This window comes from Amycolatopsis sp. NPDC043885, from assembly GCF_056435685.1.
Map to the genome: position 1 here is coordinate 227394 of NZ_JBWKEA010000002.1, position 11921 is coordinate 239314.

General features: G+C 70.8%; 14 protein-coding genes. 7 read left to right on the forward strand and 7 right to left on the reverse strand.

Features of this window, described 5'->3' with window-relative positions; genetic code table 11:
* Window positions 1-19: 19 nt before the first annotated feature.
* From AC069I_RS10740 to AC069I_RS10750, 3 genes are read right to left on the reverse strand one after another with little or no spacing between them, the layout of a single operon-like run.
* Window positions 20-757, reverse strand: a complete 738-nt coding sequence (locus tag AC069I_RS10740; RefSeq protein ID WP_478225762.1) for an FAD:protein FMN transferase — start codon at window positions 755-757, stop codon at window positions 20-22.
* The gene (locus AC069I_RS10745; protein WP_478231593.1) at window positions 754-1173 is read right to left on the reverse strand and encodes an FMN-binding protein; all 420 of its coding nucleotides are present in this window, start codon (window positions 1171-1173) and stop codon (window positions 754-756) included. Before AC069I_RS10745 ends, AC069I_RS10740 begins: the two co-directional genes overlap by 4 nt.
* 17 nt (window positions 1174-1190) lie before the next feature.
* On the reverse strand, window positions 1191-2537 hold the full coding sequence (locus AC069I_RS10750) for a ferredoxin reductase family protein (RefSeq protein WP_478265282.1): 1347 nt from the start codon (window positions 2535-2537) through the stop codon (window positions 1191-1193).
* Between the two features lie 180 nt (window positions 2538-2717).
* Between AC069I_RS10750 and AC069I_RS10755 the strand changes: the two genes are divergently transcribed.
* A complete protein-coding gene (locus AC069I_RS10755; protein WP_478265283.1) occupies window positions 2718-3413 on the forward strand; it encodes a response regulator transcription factor in 696 nt (231 codons plus the stop codon).
* Window positions 3410-4846: a sensor histidine kinase gene (locus tag AC069I_RS10760; protein ID WP_478265284.1), complete on the forward strand. Its 1437-nt coding sequence runs from the start codon at window positions 3410-3412 to the stop codon at window positions 4844-4846. Before AC069I_RS10755 ends, AC069I_RS10760 begins: the two co-directional genes overlap by 4 nt.
* A gap of 81 nt (window positions 4847-4927) precedes the next feature.
* Here AC069I_RS10760 and AC069I_RS10765 read toward each other — a convergent pair whose 3' ends face one another.
* Entirely contained in the window at window positions 4928-5581 is a 654-nt protein-coding gene (locus AC069I_RS10765) for a pyridoxamine 5'-phosphate oxidase family protein (protein WP_478265285.1), read from the reverse strand.
* An 89-nt stretch (window positions 5582-5670) separates the two neighbouring features.
* On the opposite strand from AC069I_RS10765, the gene pdxR reads away from it, so the two are divergent.
* Together pdxR and AC069I_RS10775 are read left to right on the forward strand one after the other, a co-directional pair.
* Window positions 5671-7029 (forward strand): MocR-like pyridoxine biosynthesis transcription factor PdxR, encoded by a 1359-nt coding sequence (pdxR, locus tag AC069I_RS10770; RefSeq protein WP_478225756.1) that lies wholly within the window; start codon window positions 5671-5673, stop codon window positions 7027-7029.
* A gap of 33 nt (window positions 7030-7062) precedes the next feature.
* Window positions 7063-8031, forward strand: a complete 969-nt coding sequence (locus tag AC069I_RS10775; RefSeq protein WP_478265286.1) for a zinc-binding dehydrogenase — start codon at window positions 7063-7065, stop codon at window positions 8029-8031.
* A 4-nt stretch (window positions 8032-8035) separates the two neighbouring features.
* Here the strand turns inward: AC069I_RS10775 and AC069I_RS10780 are convergent, their stop codons facing one another.
* Both AC069I_RS10780 and AC069I_RS10785 read right to left on the reverse strand, forming a co-directional pair.
* Window positions 8036-8578: a DUF3515 domain-containing protein gene (locus AC069I_RS10780; RefSeq protein ID WP_478225754.1), complete on the reverse strand. Its 543-nt coding sequence runs from the start codon at window positions 8576-8578 to the stop codon at window positions 8036-8038.
* Window positions 8579-8772: 194 nt separating this feature from the next.
* Entirely contained in the window at window positions 8773-9006 is a 234-nt protein-coding gene (locus tag AC069I_RS10785; protein ID WP_007031456.1) for an Lrp/AsnC family transcriptional regulator, read from the reverse strand.
* Between the two features lie 133 nt (window positions 9007-9139).
* Between AC069I_RS10785 and AC069I_RS10790 the strand changes: the two genes are divergently transcribed.
* Entirely contained in the window at window positions 9140-10096 is a 957-nt protein-coding gene (locus AC069I_RS10790) for a thiamine-phosphate kinase (RefSeq protein WP_478265287.1), read from the forward strand.
* Here AC069I_RS10790 and AC069I_RS10795 read toward each other — a convergent pair.
* The gene (locus tag AC069I_RS10795; protein ID WP_478265288.1) at window positions 10093-10839 is read right to left on the reverse strand and encodes a GNAT family N-acetyltransferase; all 747 of its coding nucleotides are present in this window, start codon (window positions 10837-10839) and stop codon (window positions 10093-10095) included. The genes AC069I_RS10790 and AC069I_RS10795 overlap by 4 nt on opposite strands.
* A gap of 51 nt (window positions 10840-10890) precedes the next feature.
* Here AC069I_RS10795 and AC069I_RS10800 point away from each other — a divergent pair, with 51 nt between their 5' ends.
* Together AC069I_RS10800 and AC069I_RS10805 are read left to right on the forward strand one after the other, a co-directional pair.
* Window positions 10891-11361 (forward strand): GNAT family N-acetyltransferase, encoded by a 471-nt coding sequence (locus AC069I_RS10800; RefSeq protein WP_478231586.1) that lies wholly within the window; start codon window positions 10891-10893, stop codon window positions 11359-11361.
* An 8-nt stretch (window positions 11362-11369) separates the two neighbouring features.
* Window positions 11370-11915, forward strand: a complete 546-nt coding sequence (locus tag AC069I_RS10805) for a gamma carbonic anhydrase family protein (RefSeq protein ID WP_478225750.1) — start codon at window positions 11370-11372, stop codon at window positions 11913-11915.
* The last annotated feature ends 6 nt before the right edge of the window (window positions 11916-11921 follow it).

Here is an 11921-nt window from a genome sequence, read left to right on the forward strand (position 1 = left end):
CGGTGAGCCGACACGCCGTTCAAGCGAGCCGAAGCCCCGGCGACCGGTGCACCTGCCGCTCCGCGTCTATGACCAGCACCTGGCACCCCGGTTGCGAGGCGACCCAGGCGATCCCCTCGGTCCCCATCGCGAAAGCGGCCGTGGCGAGGGAATCCGCGGTGACGAGGTCGTCGGCCGCGACCGTGACGCTCAGCAGGCCGACGGGCGGGCGCCCGGTCCTGCCGTCCAGGATGTGCGCGCCGCGTTCGTATTCCGCCGAGGTCGCGACCGCGCCACCGGACGATTCGACCACGGCACAGACCGCGCCGGGCCGTTCGGGATGCCGGATGCCGACCCGCCAGGCGCGGCCGGGTTCCGGTTCGCCGGCGGTGACCACGTCCCCGCCCGCGTTGATACAGAACACGTGCAGGCCCTCGGCCAGTAACAGGGACGCCGCCCGCTGCACCGCCCAGCCCTTCACCACCGCGTTCGGATCGAGCCGCCGCCCGGGGAGCCGGGCGGTGAACGCCCCGCCGGACAACCGTTCGTAGTGATCGCACAGCGACAGGACTTCCAGGAAGTCGTCGCTCAGTTCCGAAGGCGCGAGTTCGCCGCGGTCGTAGCGGCAGACCTCGCTGTCGGCTTTGAACGGACTGAACCGGGCGTCGACCTCCCGCAGCCAGCCGAAAACTCCGTCGATCGCGTGGTCGACGAGGTCACCGCCCGCCCGGACGTCGACCGAGACCGGCAGCCCCATCACCTGTTCGACGTGGTTCATCTGGCGTCCAGCGCCGCCTGCAGCGATTTGACGTACGACTCGCTCGTCGACGTGGCCCCGGAGACGGTGTCGATGTCGGCGCTCTGCGCGGTCAGCGTCTCCTCCTGCAGGATCGGGATCGCGGCGACCCCGCGGCCGCTGGTCGGCCGTTGCAGCAGCCGGACTTCGGAGATCCTGTCCTCGGCCGAGATCACCAGCCGCACCTGGACGGTGCCGTACCGGTTGCTCTCCACCGAACCGTCGACGGTGCGCTCGGCACCTTCGGACGCCCCACCGTCCGAAGTAGACACAGCGGACGGCACGGGCGCGGCGACGGCCACGGTCTCCGAGCCGAGCGGACCGGGTTCGTACAGCCAGACACCGAGGAAGCCGGCGGCCGAAAGGGCGACCGTGGCGGCGACGATGGTCTTCTTCATGATCGGGACTCCCTGACTCAGGCGGCGAGGCTGAAGCGTTCGGCGTGGACCTGCTGGGACGGCACCCGCAGCTGCCGCAGGCTGCGCAGCGTCGCCGAGGTCATTCCGGGCGGGCCACAGACGAAGACGTCCCGGTCGGTGATGTCCGGGACCATCCGCCGCAGGTTGGGTGCACCGAGGACCGGACCGGCCTGATCGGACGGTCCACTGAGGACCCGGACGACCGCGCCGCGCGCCCGCGCCAGCCCGATCAGCTCGGGCAGGAGGACGGCGTCGCGTTCGTCGCGGACGCGGTAGAGCACCACGACGTGTCCGGAGATCTCCTCCAGCAGCGCGCGGATCGGGGTGATCCCGACGCCGCCCGCGACGAGCAACGCGTCCGGTTTCTGTTGGTGCATCGTGGTGAACGCGCCGTACGGCCCTTCGGCGAACACCCGGGTGCCGACCTTCAGCGACCGCAGGGACGCGCTGCCGTCACCGGCGGCTTTCGCGGTCAGCCGCAGGGTACGGCCGTCCGGCGCGGCCGAGAGCGAGAACGGATTCGCCTGCCACCAGCGATCCCGGGTCATGAAGCGCCACAGGAAGAACTGGCCCGCCCGCGCGGGCATCTTGTCGAGGTGCTTGCCGGAGATGTACACCGAGACGACGTCGCGCGATTCGGGGACGACGGCGACGACCTTCAACCGGTGACGCAGGTTACGCGCCAGCGGCAGCACCACCCGGCCGGCGACGACGGAACCGAGCGCGACGCCCCACACCGCCCACCAGTAGGCCTGAGCCCCCGGCGACGACGCGAACGATCCGCCCAGCGCGATCTGATGGCTGAACGCCAGCACGACCGCGGCGTAGGTGTAGAGGTGAAGGAAATGCCAGGTCTCGTACGCCAGACGGCGGCGGGCGAACCGGGCGGAAACGGCGCCGACGAGGAGGATCAGCGCGAACGCGACGACCGCGCGCAGAATCCCCTCCAGTTTGGTCACCATCGTGACGAACTCGTCGGCCACGCCGTTGTCCTCCACCTGCGCGTAGCCGAAGACGATGAAGACGAAGTGGGCGAGCAGCGTCCACAGCAGGCTGAACCCGGTCCAGCGGTGCCAGCCGGTGAGCCGGTCCATGCCGAGACGGCGGTCGAGCCACGGCAGCCGGGCGACCAGCAGCAGCTGGAACGCCATCGCCAGCGCCCCGTACAGCCCGGCGAGCCTGCCGATGCTGATCAGCACGTTGTCCGACGGCCCGGCGGCGAAGAAGAGCATGGTCACGGTGGCCACGTTGGCCCCGAGGAAGAGGAAGAGCCCGGCGCGTGCGGCGATCCTGGGACGGATCGCCGGGCGCGGTCTCACGGCGGTCTGCGTCATGATGGTCACACGTGGTTCCTTCCGGTCCGGTTCAGCCGCCTGGAACGATGCGGGAACTCGATGGCCCTCTTTGAGAGCACTGCAGAGCCTGCTGTGCCAACCTGTGACCTTTCTTGGCGGAACCTGTCGGCTTCCTGTCGTGTGCGCTCCCGCCTCGCCCTCGCGCGCGCGTTCACGGAGGATGGCCTTGTGAACACCGAGAACCCCGTCCGCCTGCTGGTGGTGGACGACGAGCCGCATATCGCCGACCTGGTGGCCACCGTCGCCCGCTACGAGGGCTGGCAGGCCGTCACCGCCGGATCGGGGGAGGCCGCGCTCGAGCGTGCCGCCGAATTCGGGCCCGACATCGTCGTACTCGACCTGATGCTGCCCGGGATCGACGGGTTCACCGTGCTGGACAAGCTCCGCGAGTCCGGGACGTCGGTGCCCGTGGTCTTCCTCACCGCGAAGGACGCGACCGCGGACCGGGTCGCCGGGCTCACCCGCGGCGGCGACGACTACCTCGTGAAGCCGTTCTCCGTCGAGGAACTGATGGCACGGCTGCGCGCCGTTCTGCGGCGGAGCACCAACCAGGCCAAGGCCGCGATGCTGCGGGTCGGTGACCTGACCCTGAACGAGGACACCCGCGAGGTCGCCCGCGGCGGCAAACCCGCCGAGCTGACCCCGACCGAGTACGAACTCCTGCGCTACCTCATGCGGCGTTCGCCTTCGGTGCTGACCAAGGCGCAGATCCTCGACCACGTCTGGGAATACGATTTCGGCGGCCGGTCCAATGTGGTCGAACTCGTCATCTCGCATCTGCGCCGCAAACTCGACGCGGGGAACGAGCCGTTGATCCACACCGTGCGCGGTGTCGGCTACGTCGTCCGGCAGGCGGCGAGATGAAAATACTGCGCCGGTGGTACGACGCCTGGCGCCGATCCAGGCTAGGCACGCGGCTGGCGCTCGGGCTCGGCGCGCTGGCGCTGGTCGTGTTCGCCGTCGTCGGGACCGTGATGGTCGGCATCATGAAGGGCTACCTGAACGACCGGCTCGACGAACAGCTCGCCAAGACCCAGATCAGCCAGGTGCCGTCGCTGCGCACCACGCACGGCGGGAAACCGCAGCAGGCCTACGGCTGGTTTTCCGCCGTTTTCGCGGTGCGGGACGGTGACGCGCTGCCGCAGGCGGGCGGCTCCCTGCCGCCGGACACGAAGGCGCTCGAAAAGGTCGCCGAAGACGCGACGCGGACCGAGGTCCTGCGCACCGTCTACATCGAGGACAAGGGCACCTACCGCGTCCGGGCCTGCCCGATCGAACCGGCGCAGAACATCGTGCTGGTCAGCGCCGCGCCGCAGGCCGATCTGGACCGGACGGTCAGCCAGCTGATCATGGTCGAGGTCGTCGCGTTCCTGCTGGCGCTGGCGGTGCTGGTGATCGCGGGACGGCTGGTGCTGCGGCGGGGGCTGCGGCCGCTGAGCGACATGGCCGGGACCGCGCACGACATCGCTTCGCACGACCTCACCACGAACGCCGATCTCCCGGTGCGCGCGCAGGCGAGCGGCGGCGGTGCCGAGGTCGAGGAACTGCGGACGGCGTTCAACGTGATGCTGGCGCACCTCGATTCCTCACTGGTAGCGCGCCGGGAGGCGAACGAGCGGCTCCGGCGGTTCATCGCCGACGCCTCCCACGAACTGCGCACGCCGCTGACGTCGATCCGGGGCTACGCCGAGCTTTTCCGCTACGCCGCGGCGAACGAACCCGCCGAACGCGACGCACACCTGTCGAAGATCCGGGAGGAGACGCAGCGGATGAGCGTGCTCGTCGACGACCTTCTGCTCCTCGCGCGCCTCGACGCGCCGGAGACGGAGGCGCCGCTGCGGCTGGTCGACGTCGACGTCGCCGAGCTGATCACCGACGCGGGGGAGGCCTTCGCCGCCGGCCGCCCGGAACATCCGCTGAGCGTGGGTGCGCTCCCGGAAGGTGTTGTCCTGCAAGCGGATCCGGTGCGGCTACGGCAGGTGCTGGACAATCTGCTCGCCAACGCCGCGGTGCACACGCCGCCAGGGACGCCGGTGACGCTGTCGGCTTCGGCTTCGGACTCGGAGGTCGTCCTGCGGGTGAGCGACGCCGGGCCCGGGATCCCGCCGGAGGCGCGGGAGCGGATCTTCGACCGGTTCTACCGGGTCGACACCGCCCGCACGCGCGGCAACGGCGGGACCGGGCTCGGGCTTTCGGTGGTGCTGTCGCTGGTTTCGGCGCACGGCGGGACGATCGAGGTCGAGAGCGTGCCGGGGGCGACGACGTTCACCGTGCGGCTGCCGCGCCACCGCTCGTGACCCCCTCTCGCGCGTGCAATGAAGGACGCTTTCCTTGCGAAATCTGCCATGAAAGCGTCCTTCATTGCAGGCTGGCGGCGGCTACCCGACCCGCCGCTTCACGTGGTCCGGCACCGTCCAGTCACTGACGAGATCCGCCGACGGCTCCGGTTCCCCGAACACGGTCCGCACCGGCAGTACCCCCGCCCACGAGAGATCGGCCGCGACCTCGTCCTCGGGATCGTCGGGCCCCTCGCCGCGCATCTTCACCGAAGCCTCGGTGAGGTCCAGCTCCAGCACCGAAACGGACGCGAACTCCTTCGCGTTGATGTCCCTCGCGTGCTCCCACGAACCGGGCGCGAGGTGGTCGGTCAGCACGTGGAGGCCGTGCATCTTGCGTTCGCGATCGGTCACCGCGGCCGCCTTGCCCAGGATGACCGCGCTGCGGTAGTTCATCGAGTGGTTGTTGACCGAGCGCGCGTAGACGATGCCGTCGAGCAGGGTCACCGTGACACACACCTCGACGCCGTCGGAGTCGCGCATGCTCCTCGCGCCGGTCGATCCGTGCAGGTAGAGCGTGTCGCCGTCGCGTCCGTAGCCGGTCGGGATGACCAGCGGGACGCCGTCGCGCACCACGCCGAGGTGGCAGATCAGGGCTTCGTCGAGCACCGAGTACAGCGCCGAGCGGTCGGTGAGGGCGCGGTTCTTCTTGCGGCCGAGAGTGGTCCGGTCGGTAGGTGAGAGCGGGGTGGACATGCGAGTAGTCTCACCCCGAGAGTGGCCTGTAATAATGTCCAATTCTCCTATACTTGTGAAGGCCACTTCGGGAAAGTGTGGAGAACACCATGTCCGACACCGCTCTGCCGGTCAGTCTCGACCGCGATTCGCTCGTCCCGCTCGCGGTCCAGCTGGCCGACGCGTTGCGCGCGGCCGCGGGCGACGGACATCTGCGCGGCGGCGACAGGCTGCCCTCGACCAGGGCGCTCGCGAGCCGTCTCGGCGTCAGCCGCACGGTGACGTCGGCGGCGTACGAACAGCTTCACGCGGAGGGCTGGATCGCCGGCCGCCACGGCTCCGGCACGTACGTCACCACCACACCGCCCGCGGACAGGCCGTCGAAAGGGCCGGCGCCGGGCGCACCGGCCGCGCCCCCGACGCTGGTCGACCTCACCCCGGGCGTCCCCTGGGCCGACGGCATCGAGAAAGCCGCCTGGCGCCGCGCGTGGCGGGCCGCCGCCGACCCCCGCCCGACCTATCGCGAGGACAGGGCAGGTCTGCCCGCGTACCGGGACGCCGTGTCCGAGCATCTGCTGCGGCACCGCGGTCTCGCGGCCGGAACGGTGCTCGCGACCGGTGGGACGACGGCCGCGGTGATCGAACTCGCGGGCGCGGTGCTCTCGCGCGGCGACCGGGTCGCGATCGAGGAGCCGGCTTACCAGCGCGCGGTGCAGGCGTTCCGGCGGGCGGGGATGGCGGTCGTGCCCGTCCCGGTCGACGAGGAGGGGCTGCGCCCGGACGCCGTTCCCGCCGACGTTCGCGCGGTGTACTGCTCGCCCGCGCACCAGTATCCGCTCGGCAGCCGGATGAGCGCGTCCCGCCGCGTCGACCTGGTCGAACTCGCGCGCGACAACGGCATGCTGGTGATCGAGGACGACTACGACGGCGAGCTGCGGTTCGACGTCGCGCCGCTGCCGCTGCTGGCCGCGCTCGCGCCCGACGTCGTCGCGCATCTCGGGACCACGAGCAAGATCCTCACACCGGCGCTGGGCGCGGGCTGGATGGTCGCGCCGTCCCAGGTCGCGGCCGCGGTGCTGGAGTACCGCGAAGCGACCGGGACGCGTCCTTCGCCCGCGGGACAGCGGGTGCTCGCCGAACTGGCGCGGCACGGCGATCTGGGGCGGCATCTGCGGAAGCTCCGGCGGGAGCTGTCGGAGCGCCGGTCCCTGGTTTCGGCCGCGCTGACGTCGGCGGGGATCCCGGTGCTCGGCGACGACGCGGGCGCGCATCTGGTCGTCCCGTGCGGATCGGCGGCCGACGAGGCGGCGCGGATGGCGGCGGCGGAACGCGCCGGGATCCGGCTTGACGGGCTGGCCCGGCATTTCGCCGGGACGCCGACGGTGTTCGGGAATCTCATCGGCTACGCGGGCTGCTCGCGCGAGGCGCTGCGATCCGCGCTCAAACCGCTGATCCCCGTCCTCGCTTGACCTCCAGCGAACTGGAGGTCATAGCTTGCGATCATGCGTGAGATCAGAGTGTCCCGGTTCGGCGATCCCGGAGTCCTGGAGCAGGTCGAAGTGCCGACCCCCGAACCGGCGGAGGGTGAGCTTCGCGTCGCGGTGACGGCGGCAGGCGTCGGCTGGCTCGACGCCCTCATCCGGCGAGGCGACGGTCCCGACGTGTTCGCGGTCGAGCCGCCGTACGTGCCGGGCGGGTCGGTGGCGGGCACCGTCGACGCGGTGGGAGCCGGAGTCGACGAAACCTGGCTGGGAAAGCAGGTCCTCACCCACGCGCCCGGCGGGTACGGCGGGGGATACGCGGACACGGTCGTCGCGCTGCCGGACGACACGTTCCCGATTCCGGACGGGCTGGATCCCCGGCACGCGGTGGCCCTGTTCGACGACGGCAGTACCGCACTGGCGTTGCTGGAGAAGACCCCGGTCACCGCCGGGGAGCGGATCCTGGTGGCGCCCGGCGTCGGCGGGCTCGGCAGCGTGCTGGTGCAGCTCGCCCGCGCGACGGGCGCGACCGTCTTCGCGGCGGTCCGCGGCGACGAAAAGGCGGCGATCGCGCGGAAACTGGGGGCCGAGCCGGTCGACTACTCGGTGGCGGACTGGACGGGAGAGGTCCTCGCCCTCACCGGCGGCCACCGTCTGGACGTGGTCTTCGACGGCGTCGGCGGCGAACTCGGCGCGGCCTCCCTGGCGTTGCTGAGGAACGGCGGCCGCTTCTCCGGCTACGGCATGTCCAGTGGCGCGGAGACCGTGATCGGCGACGCCGACCGCGCCCGGCTGTCCGTTGTGGACATGTCGCAGCTGGTCGGGTTCTGGCCCGACAACCCGCGCCGGGTGCGGGAAGTGCTGCGGCAGGCGGCCGACGGGAAGCTCACGCCGATCATCGGCCGGACGTACCCGCTGGCGGAGGCGGCCGCCGCGCATTCGGACATCGAAGCGCGGCGGTACACCGGCAAGAGCCTGCTCCTGCCCTGAGCGCTCAGAACCGCAGCGGCACCGCGGGGAGATTGGCGGCGACGACCTCGGAAACGGTCTGGAGCGGCCCGGTCCCCGCGGTGTCCGGCACGGTGAGCGCCGTGTAGACGGGACGATCCACCACGAACCACGTCGCGGTGCCCTCACCCTCGACCTGCAGCCACTGGACGCCGTTGATCGTCCGCAGCTGCGAGGTCCGGGTGAGTTCCGGCGGCTTGCCGAGACCGCACCGCAGGACGACCGGGTCGCCGGTGCCCCAGCCGATCGTCGCCTCGGGGGCGGGATCGGCCGGCTTCCGCCGGACCAGCGTGTTCCCGGACGACGTGAGCTCGTGCGGGAGCGCGCCGATGAGTTTCGCGCATTCGGGTGACCCCGACTGCGGTGCCGGGACCGGGACGAGCGGGAGCGGACCGTCGGCGGCCGGGGCGTCGGATTCCGCGCCGCGGGTCAGCCCGAAGACGGCCACGCCCGCGACGAGCAGGATCGCCAGGCAGGCGGCCGCGATCAGCAGGGGTTTCGGCGGTGCGCCGGTGTCCGTGTCAGCCACCGGACAACTACACCACTTCGGAATTCCGGTGGTGAACCCGCGTCCGCGATCGACGTCGGCAGGACGCTGCCCGGTCGTTCACGTCGCCGATGCGGAGACGGCGTCCTGCCACCGCGATAGCGGGGCCTCCGGCCAGGGCGGGTTCACGCGTATGGGCACTTTCGGAGTGCATCCTCGGCTCCGCCGACAGGCACTCAGAGATGCACGACCGGGCAGGTCAGCGTCCGCGTGATGCCCTCCACGTTCTGCACCTTGGCGACCACGAGCTGGCCCAGCTGATCGACGGTGTCGGCCGCGGCCTTGACGATGACGTCGTACGGGCCGGTGACATCCTCCGAACTGGTGACACCGGGGATGGTGGAGATCTCCGCGGCGACCGCGGCCGCTTTGCCGACCTCGGTCTGGATGAGGATGTATGCGTGGACCACGGCGCGCCCCTTCGTAAAAGTCGGCTCAAGGTAGGAACGTTGTAGCAACGTATCGCCAGCCCCGGGAAAAACCTAGGGCTTCCGACTATCGGTGATCGATATTTGTCCGGACAAGGGAAAGTGGAGGTGACGGGTGTCACCGAACGACGGCACGGTCGCCGGGACCGGTGAATTCCGGTTGATCGAGGCGGTGACCGCCGGCCGGAAACAGCCGGAGACGACACTGCTCGGACCGGGGGACGACGCGGCCGTCGTGGCCACCCCGGACGGGCGGACGGTGGCGTCCACCGACGTCCTCGTGCAGGGCGTCCACTTCCGGCTCGACTGGTCCAGCGCCGAGCAGGTGGGGCGCAAGGCGGTCGCGGTGAACCTCACCGACATCGCCGCCATGGGCGCGCGCCCGACGTCCGTCCTCATGGGATTCGCGTGCCCCTCGGACACGCCGACGTCACTCGTCACCGAACTCACCCAGGGCATGTGGCTCGAAGCCGACCGCGCGGGGATCGGGATCGTCGGCGGCGACATGGTGCGCGCCGACCAGATCGTGATCAGTGTCACCGCGCTCGGCGACCTTGGCGGCCGGGAACCCGTGACCCGGTCCGGCGCGCGTCCCGGCGACGTCGTCGCGGTCTGCGGGCGGCTCGGCTGGGCGGCCGCCGGGCTCGCCGTGCTCGGGCGGGGGTTCCGCTCACCGGTCAGCGTGGTCAACGCGCAGCGCTGCCCCGAGCCGGACTACGAGGCGGGGATCCGCGCGGCCGACGGCGGCGCGACGTCGATGATCGACGTGTCCGACGGGCTCCTGTCCGATCTCGGTCACATCGCCGAGTCCTCCGGCGTCGGGATCGACGTCCGGACGGCGGACCTCGACGTGTCGAGCAGGCTGACCGAGGTCGGCACCGCGCTCGGCGCCGACCCGCTGAAATGGGTGCTCACCGGCGGCGAGGACCACGCGTTCGCGGCGACCTTCCCTTCCTTCGCCGAACTGCCGGAAGGCTGGACCGAGATCGGCGTCGTCACCATGCCGGATTCGGGGGTGACGGTGGACGGGAAGCGGTACGGGCACGAGAGCGGCTGGCAGCACTGGCGCTAGGAGCGTGAGGCCCACCAGGTCGACTCCGCGGCGGCGGTGAAGCCGAGCGATTCGTACAGCGGCTTGCCCAGCCGGGACGCGGTGAGGGTGACCGGCAGCCCCGCCAGCGGGGCGAGGGAGCCGAGCATCACGGCTCGTCCCACGCCCCGCGAGCGGAAGGCGTCCGGCGTGCCGACCCAGTAGTGGCTGCCGAATCCGTTGCCGGCGACGGTGACGCACGCCCCGTCGACCTCGCCGTCGAGCCGCGCGATGAACACCTCGACGCCCGGCTGGTCGAGGATGGCCGTGGGGAACATCTCACCCGGCCGGAAGCGCGCGAGGTCGAAGGCTTCGATCACCACGCGTTCGGCCGCCCTCAGGTCCGCGTCCTCGCACACCCGGACCACCTCCATCGCGGGTTCGGCGACCGGTGCGGGTGGGCGCAGCATGACGGGCATCCGCCAGCTGCGCATATCCCCGAGATGGTTCAGATCGGTGGCGCTGAAGGGATCCTCGGCCTCCACCGGCCCCGTCGCCCGTGCGGCGAGCTCGGTGATTTCCACCAGCTCGCCGTCGGTGAGGCCGGGCTCCTGGATCAGGACGCGCAGCCCCGCGCGCTCGTCGCCGTCGACGGCGAGAAAGCCGCGACGGCGGATCACTTCGTGGCCGCGGGACCGGCCGGTCGCGGCCCAGAACGCGGCGGAGTTGCGTGCCTGGCGCAGTGGAGCCTCGGCGAGTCCGGTGATGGACGTCTCGATCGACATGAACGCAATCTACTTTGGGGAATGGCAAGTCTTCTCGCTAATGTCGCGCCCATGGACCTTCGCGTGCTGGCCTACGACCACCCCGACGCGGTGAAGCTGCTGGCCGAAGCGCAGCTCGAACTGGCCGCCCGGTACGGCAGTGAAGACGAGACACCGATGGACGAGGCGCAGTTCGCCCCGCCGAAGGGGCTGTTCATGGCCGCCTACCTCGACGACGTCCCGGTCGCGTGCGGTGCCTGGCGGGCGCACGACGGGCCGGAACCCTTGCTGCCGGGCGATGCCGAGATCAAGCGCATGTTCGTGATGGCTTCGGCGCGGGGCCGCGGGTTCGCGAGGGCGATCCTCGCCGACCTGGAGCGGACGGCCGCCGAGGCCGGACGGCGGCGCATGGTGCTCGAGACCGGCGACAAGCAGCCGGAGGCCATCGCGCTGTACGAGTCGGCCGGTTACCGGGAGATACCGGGTTTCGGGTACTACAAGGACGAGCCGGAAAGCATCTGCTACGGCAAGCCGCTGGGCTAGGAGAACGCATGCCGATCTACGCACTGGGCGGCCTCGAACCCTCGATCCACCCGGACGCCTACGTCCACCCCGACGCGACGGTGATCGGCGACGTCCGGATCGCGGCGTTCGCGTCGGTGTGGCCGCAGACCGTGCTGCGCGGCGACCACGGATACATCGAGATCGGCGAGCGGTCCAACGTCCAGGACGGCTGCGTGCTGCACTGCACTCGCAAGGAGCCGACGATCATCGGTAAGTCCTCCGCCGTCGGGCATTCGGTGCACATCGAGGGCGCGCGGATCGGCGAGGGCTGCCTGATCGCGTCGGGATCGGTGGTGCTGAACGGAACCGTCGTCGAGGACGGCGGGATGGTCGGCGCCGGCGCGGTTCTCTCTTATGGGTCCTATGTGGACAGTGGACACATCGCGCTCGGCGTCCCGGCGAAGACGCGGCCGAACACTTCGTTCGGGCCGGACAAGATCAAGCTCGTCGTCGACGGTTATGTCGAGCGTGCGGCCCTTTTTCGTAGAGAACTCCGTCGGGTCGAACTCCGGCGGCTCGACGGACGTGAGTAAGCTCGC

Coding starts and splice junctions, on each gene's coding strand:
- AC069I_RS10740 (WP_478225762.1), bottom strand. CDS start 757: ATGAACCACGTCGAACAGGTGATGGGGCTGCCGGTCTCGGTCGACGTC.
- AC069I_RS10745 (WP_478231593.1), bottom strand. CDS start 1,173: ATGAAGAAGACCATCGTCGCCGCCACGGTCGCCCTTTCGGCCGCCGGC.
- AC069I_RS10760 (WP_478265284.1), top strand. CDS start 3,410: ATGAAAATACTGCGCCGGTGGTACGACGCCTGGCGCCGATCCAGGCTA.
- AC069I_RS10765 (WP_478265285.1), bottom strand. CDS start 5,581: ATGTCCACCCCGCTCTCACCTACCGACCGGACCACTCTCGGCCGCAAG.
- pdxR (WP_478225756.1), top strand. CDS start 5,671: ATGTCCGACACCGCTCTGCCGGTCAGTCTCGACCGCGATTCGCTCGTC.
- AC069I_RS10775 (WP_478265286.1), top strand. CDS start 7,063: ATGCGTGAGATCAGAGTGTCCCGGTTCGGCGATCCCGGAGTCCTGGAG.
- AC069I_RS10795 (WP_478265288.1), bottom strand. CDS start 10,839: ATGTCGATCGAGACGTCCATCACCGGACTCGCCGAGGCTCCACTGCGC.
- AC069I_RS10800 (WP_478231586.1), top strand. CDS start 10,891: ATGGACCTTCGCGTGCTGGCCTACGACCACCCCGACGCGGTGAAGCTG.
- AC069I_RS10805 (WP_478225750.1), top strand. CDS start 11,370: ATGCCGATCTACGCACTGGGCGGCCTCGAACCCTCGATCCACCCGGAC.